Source organism: Streptomyces sp. GC420 (assembly GCF_009916105.1).
In the GTDB taxonomy this organism is placed as follows: Bacteria; Actinomycetota; Actinomycetes; order Streptomycetales; family Streptomycetaceae; genus Streptomyces.
The window spans coordinates 1-2055 of the sequence record NZ_JAAAXQ010000685.1; the positions used below are offsets into that span (position 1 = coordinate 1).

2 protein-coding genes are annotated in these 2055 nt (G+C 72.2%); both read left to right on the plus strand.

Annotated elements, in window-relative coordinates:
• The coding region (locus GUY61_RS37780) for a S8 family serine peptidase (RefSeq protein ID WP_166634806.1) at positions 1-810 on the plus strand (810 nt) is incomplete at its 5' end.
• A gap of 28 nt (positions 811-838) precedes the next feature.
• A complete protein-coding gene (locus GUY61_RS37785; protein ID WP_166634807.1) occupies positions 839-1924 on the plus strand; it encodes a ComEC/Rec2 family competence protein in 1086 nt (361 codons plus the stop codon).
• Positions 1925-2055 lie beyond the last annotated feature (131 nt).

Below are 2055 nucleotides of genomic sequence, written 5' to 3' on the forward strand. Positions count from 1 at the left end.
GCCTCCCAGCCCCCACCGGTCCGGCCCCACATGAGGTACACCATCCCGCAGGACCCGCACGGCACCCACATCGCCGGCATCCTCGGCGGCTGGTGGCCCGACCGCCACTTCAGGGGCATCTGCTCCAAGATCCGGCTGTACGACTTCCGGGTCCTCGACGACCAGGGACAGGGCGACGAGTTCTCCATCGTCACCGCCCTCCAGGCCGTCCGGCACATCAACGAGCAGGCCGGCCGCATCGTCATCGCCGGAGTCAACATCAGCCTCTCCGTGCCGCACGACGTCGCCACCAGCTCCACCGGCTGGACACCTGTCTGCATCGAGTGCGACCACCTGGCGCGCTCCGGTGTGGTGGTCGTCGCGGCGGCCGGCAACTCCGGGTTCACCGGGGCCGCGCGCACCCTGGGCGCCGACTACCGCAACATCAGCATCTCCGACCCGGGCAACGCGGAGGCCGTCATCACCGTCGGCTCCACCCACCGCAGCAATCCGCACCGCCACGGTGTCAGCTACTTCTCCAGCCGCGGCCCCACCGGCGACGGCAGGCCCAAACCGGACCTGCTGGCACCCGGCGAGGACATCGACGGGCCCATTCCCGGTGAGGGCATCTCCGCGATGCACGGCACGAGCCAGGCGGCGGCGCACGTCAGCGGAGCCGCGGCCATGCTGCTGGCCCGCAACCGGGAACTCCTGGGGCGCCCGGAGCGGATCAAGCAGATCCTGTGCACGACCGCCACCGACCTGGCACGCGAGCGGGACTTCCAGGGATACGGCCTGGTCGACGTCCTGCGCGCGATGCAGTCCGTCTGAACCGGCATCCCACGCGAGGCAGGCCCTCATGCTCACCTTCGACTTCCTCGACGCCCGCCACGGCGACTCCTTCCTCGTACGGTGGGGGACACGTGGCGGGCGGGAGCGGGTGATGCTCGTCGACGGCGGGCCGGGCGGCGTCTACGAGGCCGTGCTGCGCGAGCGCCTGACACGGCTCGCCCCGGACACCGCGGGCGCCCCCCGCATCGACGCCGTCTGCCTCTCCCACGTCGACGACGATCACACGGCGGGGCTGCTCCGGCTGCTCGGCGAGATCCGGCGGGCCCGGCGGGACGACCTGCCCGAGCCCTTCGCCGTACGGCGGCTGTGGTTCAACTCCGTGGAGGAACTGGTCGACCACGCGTCCCCCGGCCTCAGCGCCTCGGTCCGGCCGCTCGTCGACCGCGCCGCCGCCGACAGCGAGGCCGTCAAGGCCAGCTACAACCAGGGCCGCGCCGTCCGGGACGAGGCGGTGGCGCTCGGCCTCGACGGCAACCCCCTGTTCGACGGGCCCCTGATCGAGGGCACGGTGGCCACCCTCGACCGCCTGCGCGTCACCGTCGTGGCACCCGACGACGAGGCCCTCGACGAACTCGCGGAGCGATGGCGCGAGGCGAAGCGCCGGAAGGACCCCGACGTCATCAGGGCCTCCTACTCCGACGGGTCGATACCGAACCTGTCCAGCATCGTGCTGCTGATCGAGCACGAGGGCCGCACCGCCCTGCTCACCGGTGACGCGCGCGGGGACCGGATCCTCGCCGGACTCCGCGCCACCGGGCTGCTCACCGGCTCCGGGCCACTCCACGTCGACCTGCTGAAACTCCCGCACCACGGCAGCGACCGCAATGTCGAGAGCGACTTCTTCGAGCAGGTGCACGCCGATCACTACGTGATCTCGGCCGACGGGATCAAGCACCACCACCCCGGCGAGGACACCCTGCGCATGCTCGTCGGCTCCCGGGACCCCGAGGACACGTACACCGTCCATCTGACCAACCGGATCCCCTTCGCCACCGAGGCGCTGAAGTCACTGCACACCCACCGCGGCTTCGCCGTCCACGTCAGGGCCCCACGCGAACCCGCGCTCGTCATCGAGGCCGGTGACCTGCCATGACCTCCTCCGCACACTCCGGGCCCCGCACCGGCCCCCCGCAGGACCCGCACGCCGGCGACCACGCCTGGGCCGTCGACTCACCCGCCGCCGGCACCGGCCTGCAGGCGCGACCGTGCGGCGACACCCTCCGC

What these genes read in the sequence shown, in the direction of transcription:
- GUY61_RS37785 (WP_166634807.1), top strand. Translation starts at nt 839, where the DNA reads ATGCTCACCTTCGACTTCCTCGACGCCCGCCACGGCGACTCCTTCCTC.